Source organism: Streptomyces sp. NPDC057137 (assembly GCF_042670825.1).
GTDB lineage: Bacteria > Actinomycetota > Actinomycetes > Streptomycetales > Streptomycetaceae > Streptomyces.
Map to the genome: position 1 here is coordinate 1 of NZ_JBHUUW010000078.1, position 14,685 is coordinate 14,685.

The 14,685-nt window shown below is 71.2% G+C and carries 15 protein-coding genes; 5 read left to right on the forward strand and 10 right to left on the reverse strand.

Annotated features, from left to right (window positions below; translation table 11 throughout):
• Nucleotides 1–90: 90 nt before the first annotated feature.
• Complete coding sequence (locus ACFT9I_RS35315; protein ID WP_382571389.1) at nucleotides 91–528, reverse strand: DUF4442 domain-containing protein; 438 nt, start codon at nucleotides 526–528, stop codon at nucleotides 91–93.
• Nucleotides 529–636: 108 nt separating this feature from the next.
• On the opposite strand from ACFT9I_RS35315, the gene ACFT9I_RS35320 reads away from it, so the two are divergent.
• The gene (locus ACFT9I_RS35320; RefSeq protein ID WP_382571327.1) at nucleotides 637–1,719 is read left to right on the forward strand and encodes a hypothetical protein; all 1,083 of its coding nucleotides are present in this window, start codon (nucleotides 637–639) and stop codon (nucleotides 1,717–1,719) included.
• 61 nt (nucleotides 1,720–1,780) lie between these two features.
• On the opposite strand, the gene ACFT9I_RS35325 is transcribed toward ACFT9I_RS35320, so the two are convergent.
• From ACFT9I_RS35325 to ACFT9I_RS35340, 4 genes are all read right to left on the reverse strand, one after another.
• Nucleotides 1,781–2,626, reverse strand: a complete 846-nt coding sequence (locus ACFT9I_RS35325) for a spermidine synthase (protein WP_382571329.1) — start codon at nucleotides 2,624–2,626, stop codon at nucleotides 1,781–1,783.
• A gap of 92 nt (nucleotides 2,627–2,718) precedes the next feature.
• Nucleotides 2,719–3,897: an elongation factor Tu gene (gene tuf, locus ACFT9I_RS35330; protein WP_382571331.1), complete on the reverse strand. Its 1,179-nt coding sequence runs from the start codon at nucleotides 3,895–3,897 to the stop codon at nucleotides 2,719–2,721.
• A gap of 97 nt (nucleotides 3,898–3,994) precedes the next feature.
• Nucleotides 3,995–4,183 (reverse strand): hypothetical protein, encoded by a 189-nt coding sequence (locus ACFT9I_RS35335; RefSeq protein ID WP_382571333.1) that lies wholly within the window; start codon nucleotides 4,181–4,183, stop codon nucleotides 3,995–3,997.
• 22 nt (nucleotides 4,184–4,205) lie between these two features.
• Entirely contained in the window at nucleotides 4,206–4,904 is a 699-nt protein-coding gene (locus ACFT9I_RS35340) for a DNA alkylation repair protein (protein WP_382571335.1), read from the reverse strand.
• Nucleotides 4,905–5,043: 139 nt separating this feature from the next.
• On the opposite strand from ACFT9I_RS35340, the gene ACFT9I_RS35345 reads away from it, so the two are divergent.
• Nucleotides 5,044–5,799: a TVP38/TMEM64 family protein gene (locus tag ACFT9I_RS35345; protein ID WP_382571337.1), complete on the forward strand. Its 756-nt coding sequence runs from the start codon at nucleotides 5,044–5,046 to the stop codon at nucleotides 5,797–5,799.
• 15 nt (nucleotides 5,800–5,814) lie between these two features.
• Here the strand turns inward: ACFT9I_RS35345 and ACFT9I_RS35350 are convergent, their stop codons facing one another.
• The 5 genes from ACFT9I_RS35350 to ACFT9I_RS35370 form a co-directional block, all read right to left on the reverse strand.
• A complete protein-coding gene (locus ACFT9I_RS35350) occupies nucleotides 5,815–6,432 on the reverse strand; it encodes a hypothetical protein (protein WP_382571339.1) in 618 nt (205 codons plus the stop codon).
• Nucleotides 6,433–6,586: 154 nt separating this feature from the next.
• Nucleotides 6,587–7,657 carry an enoyl-CoA hydratase/isomerase family protein gene (locus tag ACFT9I_RS35355; RefSeq protein WP_382571341.1) on the reverse strand — a complete coding sequence of 357 codons (1,071 nt, stop codon included), beginning with the start codon at nucleotides 7,655–7,657 and terminating at the stop codon, nucleotides 6,587–6,589.
• Entirely contained in the window at nucleotides 7,654–8,670 is a 1,017-nt protein-coding gene (gene meaB, locus ACFT9I_RS35360; RefSeq protein ID WP_382571343.1) for a methylmalonyl Co-A mutase-associated GTPase MeaB, read from the reverse strand. The genes ACFT9I_RS35355 and meaB overlap by 4 nt, the downstream gene beginning before the upstream one ends.
• A gap of 4 nt (nucleotides 8,671–8,674) precedes the next feature.
• Nucleotides 8,675–10,876: a methylmalonyl-CoA mutase gene (scpA, locus tag ACFT9I_RS35365; RefSeq protein WP_382571345.1), complete on the reverse strand. Its 2,202-nt coding sequence runs from the start codon at nucleotides 10,874–10,876 to the stop codon at nucleotides 8,675–8,677.
• Complete coding sequence (locus ACFT9I_RS35370) at nucleotides 10,873–12,753, reverse strand: methylmalonyl-CoA mutase family protein (RefSeq protein WP_382571347.1); 1,881 nt, start codon at nucleotides 12,751–12,753, stop codon at nucleotides 10,873–10,875. Before ACFT9I_RS35370 ends, scpA begins: the two co-directional genes overlap by 4 nt.
• Before the next feature lie 341 nt (nucleotides 12,754–13,094).
• Here ACFT9I_RS35370 and ACFT9I_RS35375 point away from each other — a divergent pair, with 341 nt between their 5' ends.
• The 3 genes from ACFT9I_RS35375 (at nucleotide 13,095) to ACFT9I_RS35385 (ending at nucleotide 14,667) form a co-directional block, all read left to right on the forward strand.
• The gene (locus ACFT9I_RS35375) at nucleotides 13,095–13,967 is read left to right on the forward strand and encodes an undecaprenyl-diphosphate phosphatase (RefSeq protein ID WP_382571349.1); all 873 of its coding nucleotides are present in this window, start codon (nucleotides 13,095–13,097) and stop codon (nucleotides 13,965–13,967) included.
• A gap of 39 nt (nucleotides 13,968–14,006) precedes the next feature.
• Nucleotides 14,007–14,279: a DUF4873 domain-containing protein gene (locus ACFT9I_RS35380; RefSeq protein WP_382571351.1), complete on the forward strand. Its 273-nt coding sequence runs from the start codon at nucleotides 14,007–14,009 to the stop codon at nucleotides 14,277–14,279.
• A gap of 217 nt (nucleotides 14,280–14,496) precedes the next feature.
• Nucleotides 14,497–14,667 (forward strand): hypothetical protein, encoded by a 171-nt coding sequence (locus ACFT9I_RS35385; RefSeq protein WP_023543147.1) that lies wholly within the window; start codon nucleotides 14,497–14,499, stop codon nucleotides 14,665–14,667.
• Nucleotides 14,668–14,685: the final 18 nt, after the last annotated feature.

A 14,685-nucleotide genomic window follows, 5' to 3' on the forward strand; every position in this document is an offset into this window, starting at 1 on the left:
CCTTCCAGGCGCACGCCGGGCAGCCTACCTGGGCGTGGCACTCCCCGATGACCGCGGCCGGCCGGGCCCCGGCCGCCGGCGGCGGCCGCGTCAGCCGGTGAGGCGCAGCGTCCAGACGATGGTCATCTCGCCGGTGACGGCACCGTCCTCGCGGTTGAAGACGACGGTGACGGGGAACTCGGGGCGACCGCCCTCGTCGAGTTCGGCGACGACCTCGGCCACCGGGCGGCCCACGGTGGCCGTCGCCGTGATGACGCCCATGGCGAGCTTTTTGTAGCCGATTTCCGCCTTGACAACGAGCGGGACGGCGCGGGAGAGCTGGTCGCCGAAGGCGGCGAGCACGATGGCGCCGCTGACGGTGTCCCCGAGTGTGAACATCGCGCCGGCGTGCGGGCCTCCCACGTGGTTGTGGTAGTCGGCCTGGTCCGGAAGCCGTACGACCGCGCGCTCGGCGGTGGTTTCGAGGAACTCCATGTTGAGAGTCCTCGCCATGGGAACGGTGGCGGCGAGCATCTCGCCGACGGTCATCTGATCAGAGCTCATGCGCGCCGATATTACCCGCGAGTAGCCTCAGTTGCCATCCTGCGACAGGGCGGCCGTAGCAGTGCGGGGACGACCCCTCTATCGTTACTCGCCATGTGGCCAGGACAGCAGCCGCCCGGGGGCGAGCAGAACCCGCAGGATCCGAATTCGAACCCGTACCAGCAGCCGGGGTACCAGCAGCCGAATCCCTACCAGCAGCCGGGATATCAGCAGCCTGGGTACCAGCAGCAGCAGCCGGGTTACCCGCAGCAGCCCGGCTACCCGCAACAGCCGGGACAGCCGGGAGACCAGCAGCCCAACCCGTACCAGCAGCCGACCGTGCCGCAGTACGCGGTCCCGGGCGGGCCCGGGGGTCCCGACCCCTCGCAGGACAAGAAGCGCACGAAGACGGTGGCGATCATCGCCGCGTCCGCGGTCGTCGTCGCGGCGGCGGCCACGGCCTTCTTCGTACTCGGCCAGGACGACGACAAGAGCACGAACGTCGCCGACGACTCCAAGGCGTCCGAGTCGAAGAAGCCGAAGACGGATCCGTCGCCGACGAGCAACCCGCGCGACGGTTCGGACGCCGCCAAGCCGACCGTCGCGGGCTGGAAGGTCGTGACCAACCCCAATCACGGGACGCAGTTCGACGTGCCGCCGGGCTGGGTGGTCGAGAAGCCCGACACGTTCTCGGGCTTCGAGGACGTCGAGAAGGGTGACGGCTCGCCCGCCATCAGCTTCTCCGCCCCCGCCTTCCTGAAGTCCAACTGGTGCGAGCAGGACAGCGACCAGGACGGCACGATGGAGGACGTCAGCCTCGGCGGCACGGGCACCAAGGGCGGCCAGGGCGCCAAGGACACGGCGACCGCCGCCAGCAACGAGTCCGGCAGCTGGGTCTGGGCCGCGTACGGCCAGGAGGCCACCAAGGCGCAGCAGCAGGCGGCGATCAAGGTCGAGAAGTCCAAGGCCTACACGACCAAGGCCGGACTCAAGGGGCACTACTCGACGGCCGCGAGCACGGGCCTGCCCAAGAAGGAGAAGTGCGACACCGACGGCAAGTCGATCGCCTTCACCTTCACCAACGCCAAGGGCGACTACACGACATGGGTCGTGTACGGCGCCAGAGGCGTGGAGGACGAGATCCCGGACGCCACGCTGATGAAGATCATGAGCACCGTCCGGCTGGTCGGCGAGTAGCCCGAACCCAGTCCGGGGTACTGACCGGCGTACGGCTGAGCCCCCGCGGACCCGCGGGGGCTCAGCCGATGCTGAACGCTCCCTCGGGCGGCTCGGGCGACGCCACCGCGTCGACGTCGCGCACGACCGGCGCGGCTCCGGTGAACCGCCGCAGAGACGCCCCGTGTTCGACACGCGCCGGAAAGGCGTCCGACGCGGTCCGGCGTGCCAGGGCGGCCGTATCGATCGGCGCGTGCGAGGCGAGGAGTACGGCGTTGCCGAACCGGCGTCCGCGCAGCACCGACGGCTCGGCGATCAGCGCCAGCTCCTCGAACACCGAGGCGAAGGTGGCCAGTTGGGACCTCAGGAAGGTGAAAGGCGCGCCGTCGGCGAGGTTGGCCGCGTAGAGGCCGTCAGCCCGTAGCACCCGCTCGGCGAGGTGCGCGTACTCCACCGACGTCAGATGGGCGGGCACCCGCGAGCCGCCGAAGACGTCGGCGATGAGCAGATCCACCGAGCGGGCCGGCGCCGAGGCGAGCCAGGCGCGGGCGTCCGCGTCGTGCACGGCGATCCCGCCGCCCGCCGGAAGCGGCAACTCCTCGGCGACCAGCGCCAGCAACGCTCCGTCGGCATCGACCACGTCCTGCGCCGACCCCGGCCGGGTGGCGCTCACGTAGCGGGGCAGGGTGAGGGCCCCGCCGCCGAGGTGGAGCACGGTGAGCGGGTCGCCCTCGTCGGCGGCGCGGTCGACGACGTGCCCGAGGCGCCGGGTGTACTCGAATTCGAGATGGGTCGGTTCATCCAGGTCGACGTACGACTGGGGTGCGCCGTCGACCGTCAGCAGCCACGCCCGTTCGCGGTCCACGTCCGGCAGCAGTCGGGCGGTGCCGCAGTCGACGGTCCGGATGACGGGGATCGCTTCGTTCACCGTCTCATTGTGCGCGCCGTGCCCGGCCGGCCTGACCGGGGCCCGTCTCCTCCCCCGTACGGAGGAGACGGACCCGGCCGGATCCGACCGCGTCAGATCAGCTCGGTCACCGTGCCCGCGCCGACCGTGCGCCCGCCCTCGCGGATCGCGAAGCCGAGCCCGGACTCCAGCGGCACGTCCCGGCCCAGCTCCACGGTCAGGGCGACCGTGTCACCGGGGCGGGCGACGGCCCGCTCGCCGAGGTCGATGTCACCGACCACGTCCGCCGTCCGGATGTAGAACTGCGGTCGGTAGCCCGTGGTGATCGGCGTCGTCCGTCCGCCCTCCTTCGCCGACAGGACGTACACCTGCGCGGTGAAGCGCCTGCTCGGTACGACGCTCTCCGGCGCGGCCACCACATGGCCCCGGCGGATCGCGTCGCGTGGCATGCCGCGCAGCAGCAGCGCGACGTTGTCGCCGGCCTCGGCGGACTCCATCGGCTTCCCGAAGGTCTCCAGCGAGGTGACCGTGCTGAGCTGCGGCCCCGAGTCGGCACCGAGCACCTCGATCCGGTCGCCCACGCGTACGGTGCCTCGCTCGACGGCGCCGGTGACGACCGTGCCGCGCCCGGTGATGGTCAGCACGTTCTCCACCGGGAGCAGGAACGGCGCGTCGGTGTACCTGACGGGGATCGGCACGTACGTGTCGACCGCGTCGAGCAGCGCCCGCACGGCCTCCGTCCAGCGCGGGTCGCCCTCCAGCGCCCGGAGCCCGGAGACCCGGACGACGGGGACGCTCTCCCCGCCGTAGCCGTGCGCGCTGAGCAGTTCACGCACTTCCAGCTCGACCAGGTCGGTCAGCTCGTCGTCGCCCGCGTCGGCCTTGTTGAGGGCGACGACGATGTGGTCGACGCCGACCTGACGGGCGAGCAGCACGTGCTCGGCGGTCTGCGGCATGATCCCGTCGAGCGCGGACACGACGAGGATCGCCCCGTCGAGCTGCGCGGCGCCGGTGACCATGTTCTTGATGTAGTCGGCGTGACCGGGCATGTCGACGTGCGCGTAGTGCCGGGTGTCCGTCTCGTACTCGACGTGCGCGATGTTGATGGTGATGCCGCGCGCCGCCTCCTCCGGGGCCCGGTCGATCCGGTCGAACGGCACGAACGTGCCGGTCCCGCTGTCGCTGAGGACCTTGGTGATGGCAGCGGTCAGAGTGGTCTTGCCGTGGTCGACGTGGCCCATGGTGCCGATGTTGAGGTGCGGCTTGGTGCGCACGTATGCCGTCTTGGGCATGGCTGACGTGTTCCTTCCAGGAACTCGAAGCGTGGTGGGGACCCCGGGGCCTTGCCGACCCTCCCCCTGTGGGGTCCGCCGGACGATCCGGGAAGGGTCAGCTTCGGGCGCCGTCGAGCAGCGCCGCCGCGGCGGCCTCTGCTGCCGCCGCTTCGGCGTGCGCTGCGAGGAATGCGGCAGCCTTCGGCGCGTCCGCGACTGCGGACGACGCTGCGTGGAAGGCGTACCGGAACATGTCGTTGATGATGTCCGACGGGCGACGGAGCGTCGACAGGTTTTCCCGCACCCCGCACCCCGCACCCCGGCGGTCAGAGGTGCTTCAGGGCCTCGCGTACGGAGAGCGGGGAGAGCCGGTCGCGGGCGCCCGCCACGAAGTCCTGGACGGCGGCCGGGTCCGTCTTCGCGTACTCCCGCAGGCACCAGCCGATCGCCTTGCGGATGAAGAAGTCGGGGTGCCCCGATTGCCGGAGGCAGTAGCCGAACAGCCGCCCGGTGTCGGTCGCCTGCTTGTAGGCGAGCTGGTGCAGCAGCGCGGTGCGCGCGATCCAGAGGTTCTCGTCCTCGATCCAGACGTCCATCTCTTTCGCCAGCGAGCGGTCGGCGGCGACCAGCCCGCCCGCGAGATGGGCGGCGAGGAGGTCGACGGTGTCCCACCAGGGATCGGTGGAGACGAGATGCCGTACGACGGGGAGAAAGCCGGAGGAGAGCCGCCCGACATGGCGGCGGAGGTAGTCGACCGCGAAGTACCGGTACTCCCGCTCGGGCAGCTCCCAGCAGCGCAGCGCGATCGCCACGCAGTCCGTCTCGTCGGGACGCGGCAGCGAGGCGACCACCCGCCGTGACAGCGCGCGGCGTTCGGGGGTGGGGATGCCGAGGAAGGGGGCGACGCCCTTCATGTACGCGACGGACCACTCGGCCCGTACCGGATCGGCGGCTGTGGCGTAATCGACCGTGAGCCGTTCCAGGATGGTGTCGGCGAGCGCGCTGGGCGGCGGTGCGAGGGTCATGACGTGCAGGGTAGGGGCACCCACTGACAACGCGGGGCGGGTCGCGTACGTCTCCGGAGGAGCCGCTCGAACGCCCGAGTGGCGGTTGTCTCCCGGCTCTTGACGCCGATCACCACTCTTCGTCGGTTAGTCTCCCCGAATGCTCGACCCTGTCGACAGGCCGTCCTCCGGCCTCACGGTCCGCTGGACGAGGGTGCTGCTCTCACCCTGGTCCAGGCTCTCTCTCCTCGTCCTCGTACTGGTGTGCGCGGGGATCGCGGTGCTGGTCTACGAACCGCAGAGATTCATCTCGGCCGGCTGGCCGCAGCTGAGCGGCGGCGCCGCGGTGGTGCTGTTCGCCGCCGCCTACGGGGTGTGCACGGCGGCCTTCGTGCCGCGTCCGCTGCTGAATCTCGCGGCGGGCGCGCTGTTCGGTACACAGCTGGGCCTCCCGGCGGCGATCGCGGGCACGGTGCTGGGCGCGGGCATCGCCTTCGGCCTCGGCCGTTTCCTCGGTCAGGAGGCGCTGCGTCCGCTGCTGCGGGGCCGCTGGCTGCTGGCGGCGGACGGGCAGTTGAGCCAACACGGCTTCCGGTCGATGATGGCGATCCGGCTGTTCCCCGGGGTCCCGTTCCAGGCCGCCAACTACTGCGCGGCGGTGTCGCGCATGCGCTGGCGGCCGTTCCTGCTGGCGACGGCGATCGGGACGATCCCCAACACGGCGGCGTACGTGGTCGCGGGGAGCCAGGCGGGCTCGCCGACGTCGCCGGCGTTTCTGATCGCGATGGGTTTCATCGTGCTGACGGGCGCGGGCGCGGCGGCCCTGGCCTGGCGCAAACGGCACCGCCTGCGCCCGGGCCCGGGCCCGGCGGACGAGGCCCCCGCGGAGGAGCGGATACCCGAGCCGGTGGCCTAGGGAGTGTCCGGTGGCCTAGGCCGTGTAGGCCGAGACCGGGATCGCGAAGTCGTACCCGGCTGCCGTGTGGCCGTAGATGTGGTCGTAGGGGCAGAGGCCGTACTCGCCCTTGTCCGCGTAACCGTTGAAGAACAGCACGGAGCACTTGAAGCAGAACCGCCATCGGTTCTGCGTCCCGGCGGGCTGGCCGATGTCGTGGTGCAGCAGGAACTGCCGGGGGTAACCACCGGGGTGGATGTAGCTGTGCGCCCCGCCTGCCGGGCATCGCAGGGCGGTGCTGGGGCCCCAGTAGAGTCCCGCGCACCGGTAGCAGTGCCGCCAGTTGGCCTGGGTGTTGGCGTCCTCGCCCGTGCCGGCGGAATCGAGGTTGTACGTGAGCCGGAAGGTCCAGCCCGCGGGTTGATGGGGACCGCCGTTGCGCGGACAGAGACTCTGCTCGACCGTGAAGTCGCGCAGGAACAGTCCGAAGCAGTTCACGCAGAACCGCCAGCCGTCCAGCGTGTACCGGGTTTCCGCGGCCGCTTCGGTGGGCGACAACGCGGATTCGGCTACGGTCGCCGACAGGCCGAGCGTGACCGCGCCGACGAGCACGGAACGGCGCGGCAGAAACCCGAGAGCAGGCTTTCCTTGCATAAATCCCCCTTTGGGGTGCTGATTCGGGCAAGAACGCAACATCTCTCAGAGAAATACCGGATACCGACGGAGCAGTCGAGCCTCTGCCGCGAGTTCGGCCGAGAGTGGTTGTCGTGAGGCCGGACCAGGCCTGCCCGGCGATCGAGGACACCGTTCACGGCCTGCGCGGCGCGCCCAACCCCAGGTCCCCGCCCGTCGGCACCGCCGAGAAGCGGGCCACGTCGGCCGGCGTGACCGCCGACAGCTCCCCCGGCGACCATCTCGGCGTCCGGTCCTTGTCGATCACCTGCGCCCTGATGCCCTCCACCAGGTCCGGCGTCCGCAGCGCCGCGCACGACGCCCGGTACTCCGCGTCCAGCGCCTCCTCCAGCGTCCCCAGCCCCCGCGCCCGCCGCACGGCCGCCAGCGTCGCCTTCAGCGCCGTGGGCGACTTCGTCAGGATCGTCTCCGCCGTCTGCTTGGCCGCGTGGTGCCCACTGGCGAACAGCCGGTCCACGATCTCCTCCACGGAGTCCGCCGCGTAACACGCGTCGATCCACTCCCGGTGCGCGGCCAGTTCCCCCTCGGGCGGCGCCGTCACATGGCGCCGTACGGCCACCGGCACGTCCGTGGAGGCGAGTTGGCCCGCCAGCTCGGGCAGCCGTCCGGCGGGGACGAAGTGGTCCGCGAGGCCGCAGAGCAGCGCGTCGGCCGCGCCCACCGCCGCGCCGGTGAGGGCGAGATGCGTGCCGAGTTCGCCGGGTGACCGGGAGAGCAGATACGTACCGCCGACGTCCGGCACGAGGCCGATGCCGGTCTCCGGCATGGCGATCCGCGAGCGTTCGGTGACGATCCGGACGTCGCCGTGCGCCGAGACGCCCACGCCGCCGCCCATCACGATGCCGTCCATGAAGGCGACGTAGGGCCCCGGGTGGCGCGCGATGCGGGCGTTGAGGCGGTACTCGTCGCGCCAGAACGCGGGCGACGTGGCGCCGCCCGTACGCGCGTCCTCGTAGATGGCCCGGATGTCGCCGCCCGCGCACAGCCCGCGTTCCCCGGCGCCGTCGATGACCACCGTGCCGACGGACGAATCGCGCTCCCACTCCGTGAGGGCGGCGTCGACGCGCGACACCATGGCGTGGGTGAGGGCGTTGAGCGCGCGCGGCCGGTTGAGCGTGAGCCGCCCGACGCGCCCGTCGCGCCGTACGAGAACGGTCTCGTCCTCCTTGGGAGGGCCGTCCGTCACCGTCCGCCCCCGTCGGCCCCGGCCGGCAGGTCCAGCGCCTCGACGATCCGCTCGGCGGCCAGCGTGGCCGTCAACGAGCCCTCCCGTACCTCCTTTTCGAGCGCGGGGGCGAGCGCCCGTACGCCCGGATGGCTCCGCAGCCGGTCCAGCAGATGGTCACGGACCATCGACCACGTCCAGTCGACCTGCTGGTCGCTCCGCTTGTGCTGGAGGCGTCCACTGGTGTCGAGGACCTTCCGGTGCTGCTCCAGCCGCTCCCAGACGGTGTCGAGACCGGTTCCCTCACGGGCGCTGCAACTCAGCACCGGCGGCGTCCAGGCGGCGTCGGCCGGGTGCATCAGCCGCAGCGCGCCCGCGAGTTCACGCGCGGCGGACTTCGCGTCCCGCTCGTGCGGCCCGTCGGCCTTGTTGACGGCGATGAGGTCCGCCAGTTCCAGCACGCCCTTCTTGATGCCCTGGAGCTGGTCGCCGGTGCGGGCGAGGCTCAGCAGCAGGAAGGAGTCGACCATGTTGGCGACGGCGGTCTCCGACTGGCCGACGCCGACGGTCTCGACGAGCACCACGTCGTAACCGGCCGCCTCCATCACGATGATCGTCTCGCGGGTCGCCTTGGCGACACCGCCCAGCGTGCCCGCCGTGGGCGACGGCCGCACGAACGCCGCCGGGTCGACGGACAGCCGCTCCATGCGGGTCTTGTCGCCGAGGATGGAGCCGCCGGTCCTGCTGGACGACGGGTCGACGGCGAGAACGGCGACCCGGTGCCCGAGGCCGGTGAGCATGGTCCCGAGGGCGTCGATGAAGGTGGACTTGCCGACGCCGGGCACACCGCTGATGCCGATCCTGCGCGCCGTGCCCGAGTACGGCAGCAGCGCGGTCAGGAGCCGCTGGGCGAGTTCCCGGTGGTCGGCCCTGGTGGACTCCACGAGGGTGATGGCGCGCGCGACGGCCGAACGGGAGCCGTCGAGCACACCCTTGACGTACGCGTCGATGTCGATGGTGTTCCGAGGTGCCACCGGCTCACCGCTCGTGACCGAGAGCGGCGGTCAGGGTCGTGAGCAGATCGAGCGCGGCGTCGGGAATGACCGTGCCGGGCGGGAAGACGGCCGCCGCGCCCGCGCGGTGCAGTTCGTCGATGTCCCCGGGCGGGATCACGCCGCCGACGACGATCATGATGTCCTCGCGGCCCTCCTTGGCGAGTTCCTCCCGCAGGGCGGGCACCAGCGTGAGGTGCCCGGCGGCCAGCGACGACACCCCGACGATGTGCACGTCGGCCTCGACGGCCTGCCGCGCCACCTCGCCGGGCGTCTGGAACAGCGGGCCGACGTCGACGTCGAAGCCCAGGTCCGCGAAGGCGGTCGCGATGACCTTCTGGCCGCGGTCGTGGCCGTCCTGGCCCATCTTGGCGACCAGGATGCGCGGGCGGCGCCCCTCGGCCTGCTCGAACTCCTCGACGGCGCCCCGGGTCTGTTCGACCGCCGGTGACGTGCCGGCCTCGTTCCTGTACACACCGGAGATGGTACGGATCTGGCCGGAGTGCCGTCCGTACACCTTCTCCAGGGCGTCGGAGATCTCGCCGACGGTGGCCTTGGCGCGCGCCGCGTTCACGGCGAGGGCCAGCAGGTTGCCGTCGAGGCCCCGGGTCGATCCCGCCTCGGCCGCGCCGGTGAGGGCGCGCAGCGCGTCCTGGCAGACGGCCTCGTCGCGCTCGTCGCGGAGCCTGCGCAGCTTGGCGATCTGCTGCGTCCGTACGGAGGAGTTGTCGACCGAGCGGACCTCGATCTGCTCGTCGGTCCCGACCAGGTACTTGTTGACGCCGATGACCGGCTGGCGCCCGGAGTCGATCCTGGCCTGGGTGCGGGCCGCCGCCTCCTCGATCCGGAGCTTGGGGATCCCCTCCGCGATGGCCTGGGCCATGCCGCCGGCCGCCTCGACCTCCTCGATGTGCTGCCAGGCGCGGCGCGCGAGGTCGTACGTGAGCTTCTCGACGTACGCGCTGCCGCCCCACGGGTCGATGACCCGGGTGGTGCCGGACTCCTGCTGGAGCAGCAGCTGGGTGTTGCGGGCGATGCGCGCGGAGAAGTCGGTGGGCAGCGCCAGGGCCTCGTCGAGCGCGTTGGTGTGCAGCGACTGGGTGTGGCCCTGGGTGGCGGCCATCGCCTCGACACACGTACGGGGGACGTTGTTGAAGACGTCCTGTGCGGTGAGCGACCAGCCGGAGGTCTGTGAATGGGTGCGCAGCGAAAGGGACTTGGCGTTCTGCGGGTCGAACTTCTTGACGAGCCTGGCCCAGAGGAGCCGCGCCGCGCGGAGTTTCGCGATCTCCATGAAGAAGTTCATGCCGATGGCCCAGAAGAAGGAGAGCCGGGGCGCGAACGCGTCGACGTCGAGGCCCACGTCGAGTCCGGCGCGCAGGTACTCGACGCCGTCCGCGAGGGTGTAGGCCAGCTCCAGATCGGCCGTCGCGCCGGCTTCCTGGATGTGGTAGCCGGAGATGGAGATGGAGTTGTAGCGCGGCATCTTCTGCGAGGTGTACGCGAAGATGTCCGAGATGATCCGCATGGAGGGCTTCGGCGGATAGATGTAGGTGTTGCGGACCATGAACTCTTTGAGGATGTCGTTCTGGATGGTCCCGGCCAGCTTCTCGGGCGGCACGCCCTGCTCCTCCGCCGCGACGATGTAGAGGGCGAGGACGGGCAGGACGGCGCCGTTCATCGTCATCGACACGGTCATCCTGTCGAGCGGGATGCCGTCGAAGAGCTGGCGCATGTCGTAGATCGAGTCGATGGCCACGCCGGCCATGCCGACGTCACCGGTCACGCGCGGGTGGTCGCTGTCGTAGCCGCGGTGCGTCGGCAGGTCGAAGGCGACGGACAGGCCTTTCTGCCCGGCGGCGAGATTGCGCCGGTAGAAGGCGTTGGACTCCTCGGCGGTGGAGAATCCGGCGTACTGACGAATGGTCCACGGCTGGTTGACGTACATCGTCGGGTAGGGGCCGCGCAGATACGGCGCGATGCCGGGGTACGTCCCGAGGAAGTCCAGGCCCTCCAGGTCCTGCGGGGTGTACAGCGGTTTGACGTCGATGCCCTCGGGTGTGTTCCAGACGAGGTCGGCGTCGCTCCTGCCGGTGCTCTCCTTGACGGCGGCGCGCCACTGTTCCTCGTGTCCGCCCGGGGCCACGGCGGGTCCCAGGTCGATGCCGGTGAAGTCGGGGACGGTCATCGCGCCACTCCCAGGTGGTCGAGGGCGGCCGAGAGTACGGCGACGGCGTCGACGCCCAGGGCGACGAACTCGTCGACTCCGGCCCGGGTGAGGGTCTCGCGCTGTTCGCCGGGTCGTCCCGCCAGGTATACCCGGGTGGCGCCGGCGGCTTTGAGTGCCGCGGCGACCTGTTCGCCCTGTTCGGCGTAGAGCGGGTCGCTGGAGCAGAGGCAGGCGATGGTGGCGCCGCTACGGGTGAGGGCGTCGGCGACGGTGGTGGCGTCGACGGTGACCGGGTCGTGGACCGGTTCGATGCCGCCGGACTGGAAGAGGTTCGACGCGAACGTCACGCGCGCCGTGTGCGCGGCGGCAGTGCCGAGCGCGGCCAGCAGGACGCGGGGGCGGGTGCCGGTCGCGGCGAGGTGCGCGTCGGAGCGGGCCCGCAGGGTCTCGAAGGCGTCGTCGCGGTGGACGGTGGGCAGTCCGCCGGTCGGGGCCGGGGGCGGTGCGTCGCGTACGACGGGCGCCTCGGCCAGTTGGGGGAACTCGCTGACGCCGGTGACCGGTTCGCGGCGGCGGGCCAGCTTCTCGGAGCGGGCCGCCCAGGTCCCGGCGAGGCGTTCGGCGATCAGGCCGGAGCGCAGCGCGGCGCGCTGGCCGCCGGCCCGTTCGATCTCCTGGAACCAGGCCCAGGCGGCGTGCGCGAGGTCGTCGGTGAGCCGCTCGACGTACCAGGAGCCGCCCGCCGGGTCGATGACGCGGCCGAGGTGGGACTCCTCGATGAGGATGGTCGAGGTGTTGCGGGCGATCCGGCGGGCGAAGCCGTCGGGGAGTCCGAGGGTGTGGTCGAAGGGCAGCACGGTCACGGAGTCGGCGCCGCCAACCCCGGCGGCCAGCGAGGCGACCGTGGTGCGCAGCATGTTCACCCACGGGTCGCGACGGGTCATCATCACCGAGGACGTCACGGCGTGCTGGCGCTGTGCGGCGCCGGCCGGTCCCGCTCCGGCGACCTCGGCGACGCGGGCCCACAGCCTGCGCGCGGCGCGCAGCTTGGCGATGGTGAGGAACTGGTCGGCGGTGGCCGCGTACCTGAACTCCAGCTGGCCGCAGGCCGCTTCGACGGGGAGTCCGGCGGCGTCGAGGTCGCGCAGCGCGGCGACGCCCGCGGCGAGCGAGCAGCCGAGTTCCTGCACGGCCGAGCCGCCGGCCTCGTGGTAGGGCAGGGCGTCGACGACGAGGGCGCGCAGTCCGGGGTACTCCCGGTGGCACAGCTCCGCGAGTTCGGCGGCGGCGTCCTGGAGTCCGGGGGTCTCGTCGCCGGTACGGGCGAGGCGGCCGACCGGGTCGGCGCCGAGGGTGCCGCGCGCCTCGCCCCGTGGGACGTCGCGTTCGTCGTACAGGCGCAGCAACTCGGCGGCGGCGTCGGGGAATTCGTCGCCCGCGTCGAGCGCGATCGGGGCGAGGTCGAGATACACACCGTCGAGGGCGTCGGCCAGGCCGGAGACGGGCACGCCGGCCGCTCCCACCGCCAGCCACAGCGAGGTGGTGCCGTTGGTCAGGTCTTCCAGTACGGCTTCGTTGGTGCGCGCCGGGTCGGTGCCCGCGTGGCGCTGCCTCAGGTCCCAGCCGCCCGGCGCCGGGCCGCCGGGGGTGCCGCCCCGGGTGAAGGGGGCGAAGCCCGGCAGGCCGCCGTCGCCCGGGGCGTCGGCGGCGGTGTAGAGGGGACGGGTGGTCAGTCCGGCTTCGATCGGGGTCGACAGTGCGTCCTCGGCGGCGGTTCCCGAGACGTCCCGACCGGATTTCCGGAGTACCCCCTCGACCAGACCCTGCCACTGCTCATGGGTCGGTGTGGGGAACTCGGCTGCCAGCGATAGCCCGCTGTCGGGCAGGAGCGTCATGCCGAGATGTTAGGGCAGCGCAATCGGCGGTTATCAGGTGGAACTGATGTGACCTTTCCCTCGCCCCCTTACGCCCCCTGACTGCTCCCCGTTGCGCCCCCGTCGCCGGCTCGTCTTCTCGTATCCTCATCGGTTCCGCGTGTTCCGCCCCGAGGGCAGGGGGTTGGCGCGGTCCCGTAATCCGCAGCGGCTACGCTGCCCCAGACCGGCGCGTGATGGCCCCTCCATACACCCGCGCAGATGAGCGATTTCCGCGCGCCAGTTTGTCAGTCCGCAACCCGCCACTGCCCCGTGTTCACACCGGCCGGTGCACGATCTTTTCTTGGATGGCGTAGCACCCAATGTCTTGGTTCGAATCACTCATCCTCGGACTCGTCCAGGGGCTGACCGAGTTCCTGCCCATCTCCTCCAGCGCGCATCTGCGGCTGACGGCCGCCTTCGCCGGCTGGCACGACCCGGGTGCGGCGTTCACCGCGATCACCCAGATCGGTACGGAGGCGGCGGTCCTCATCTACTTCCGCAAGGACATCGCCCGGATCGTCTCGGCCTGGTCCCGCTCGCTGACGAACAAGGCGCTGCGCTCCGACCACGACGCGAAGATGGGCTGGTTGGTGATCGTCGGTTCGATCCCCATCGGTGTGCTCGGGCTCGCGTTCAAGGACCAGATCGAGGGGCCGTTCCGTGATCTGCGGCTGATCGCGACGACGCTGATCGTGATGGGCATCATCCTCGGCATCGCGGACCGGCTGGCGGCGCGTGACGAGAGCGGCGGCAAGCACCGCGCCGTCAAGGAGCGCAAGTCGCTGAAGGAACTGGGCGTCAGGGACGGTCTGATCTTCGGGTTCTGCCAGGCCCTGGCGCTGATTCCGGGTGTCTCGCGGTCGGGTGCGACGATCAGCGGTGGACTGCTGATGGGCTACACCCGTGAGGCGGCGGCGCGTTACTCGTTCCTGCTGGCCGTCCCGGCCGTACTGGCCTCGGGGGCCTTCGAGTTGAAGGACGCGGGCGAGGGGCATGTCTCGTGGGGGCCGACGATCTTCGCGACGATCATCGCCTTCTTCGTCGGATACGCCGTCATCGCGTGGTTCATGAAATTTATTACCACCAAGAGCTTCATGCCGTTCGTGATCTACCGGATTCTGCTCGGTATCGCGCTGTTCATCCTCGTCGGTACGGACACCCTGAGCCCGCACGCGGGCGAATCCGGCGGCTGACCGGGCGGAGCAGGCCGCGCTGGGGCACACACTGAGGTCATGAGTAACTACCAGGGACCGGCGACCCTTATCGTCGGCGACTCCGAGATCTCGGTCGTGGCCACCCTGAGTGGCGACCGGTCCGGCAAGCTCGGGTCATGGGGCGGCAGCGTCCAGACCGAGGGGGCGGCGGACGGTCTCTACGAGCCCTCCGCCGACGACGGCATGCGGATCCGGCTGCCCGACGGGCGGGAGGGCAGCGTGCTGGCCACCCGTACCGCCATCGGCAGCGGGCGGATGAGGATCTCCGGGAGCGGCGACATCCCCTTCTGACACCGCTTCTCGCGCTCCCCTCCGGGCAGTTGTGTGCACACGGTGTGCCGAAGGACACGTTTGCCCGTCGCACGGCTCGGCGCTGCCGGACGGCGGGCAGAACCCTTGGTGGCACTGGGATCGGAGCTGACGCTCCGTGGGGTTGCCCTGTCGGCGTGTGAGCTATGCCGCTCCCCGAACGGCCCGGGAACCTCGCGGCGGCCCGTACGGTTGCCGTATGTCCACAACTTCCTCCTCCGCTCCCGCGGCGTCCGGCGCCGTCGCGGCCAACGAGCGCATCCGCGCCCTGGTCGACGCGGCCGACGGCACGTGGCCGGCCGAGGAGTACGAAGTCCTGCTGCTGGAATGGGCGGCGGCCCTCCACGACTCGGTCGACGAGGCCGCTTAGGGTTCGTACGCCCAGGCG

Bases quoted from the DNA above. Each gene is read 5' to 3' on its own strand.
- ACFT9I_RS35315 (WP_382571389.1), bottom strand. From the start codon at position 528: ATGACCGTCGGCGAGATGCTCGCCGCCACCGTTCCCATGGCGAGGACT.
- ACFT9I_RS35340 (WP_382571335.1), bottom strand. From the start codon at position 4,904: ATGACCCTCGCACCGCCGCCCAGCGCGCTCGCCGACACCATCCTGGAA.
- ACFT9I_RS35350 (WP_382571339.1), bottom strand. From the start codon at position 6,432: ATGCAAGGAAAGCCTGCTCTCGGGTTTCTGCCGCGCCGTTCCGTGCTC.
- ACFT9I_RS35370 (WP_382571347.1), bottom strand. From the start codon at position 12,753: ATGACGCTCCTGCCCGACAGCGGGCTATCGCTGGCAGCCGAGTTCCCC.
- ACFT9I_RS35375 (WP_382571349.1), top strand. From the start codon at position 13,095: ATGTCTTGGTTCGAATCACTCATCCTCGGACTCGTCCAGGGGCTGACC.
- ACFT9I_RS35320 (WP_382571327.1), top strand. From the start codon at position 637: ATGTGGCCAGGACAGCAGCCGCCCGGGGGCGAGCAGAACCCGCAGGAT.
- ACFT9I_RS35380 (WP_382571351.1), top strand. From the start codon at position 14,007: ATGAGTAACTACCAGGGACCGGCGACCCTTATCGTCGGCGACTCCGAG.
- tuf (WP_382571331.1), bottom strand. From the start codon at position 3,897: ATGCCCAAGACGGCATACGTGCGCACCAAGCCGCACCTCAACATCGGC.
- ACFT9I_RS35345 (WP_382571337.1), top strand. From the start codon at position 5,044: ATGCTCGACCCTGTCGACAGGCCGTCCTCCGGCCTCACGGTCCGCTGG.
- scpA (WP_382571345.1), bottom strand. From the start codon at position 10,876: ATGACCGTCCCCGACTTCACCGGCATCGACCTGGGACCCGCCGTGGCC.
- ACFT9I_RS35385 (WP_023543147.1), top strand. From the start codon at position 14,497: ATGTCCACAACTTCCTCCTCCGCTCCCGCGGCGTCCGGCGCCGTCGCG.